The sequence below is a fragment of the Treponema sp. R6D11 genome, assembly GCF_054786075.1.
On record NZ_BDHD01001454.1, the window covers coordinates 1 to 271 of the forward strand.

Annotated in this window: 1 protein-coding gene; it reads right to left on the reverse strand. The window is 49.4% G+C overall.

What is annotated here, in order from left to right; all coding sequences use genetic code 11:
- Positions 1–266 (reverse strand): cation:proton antiporter domain-containing protein (locus ACYVTD_RS19095; RefSeq protein ID WP_461249151.1); only part of this gene is annotated, 266 nt, incomplete at its 3' end.
- Positions 267–271 lie beyond the last annotated feature (5 nt).

Sequence of the window (271 nt, forward strand, 5' to 3'; positions counted from 1 at the left end):
TCAAGCCCGGACGCGAAAAGTAAAATAATGGAAGCGATTGAGGCGATGGCGTATAACTCGTTGCTTACCGCAAGCGTTCCGCTACCCAAAGAAAAAATGCCGTTTGGAAAACCGGGGATCTTCATGCTCCCAAGGGCGTAAGGCCCGATGACGATGCCCGCTATGAGTTCCCCCAAAACCTGTGGTATTCCTATCTTTTTTGCAAGCCTGCCGAAAAAGCGCACCGCAAATAAAACTATTCCGATCTGAAGGGCCAATACCGCCATTAACT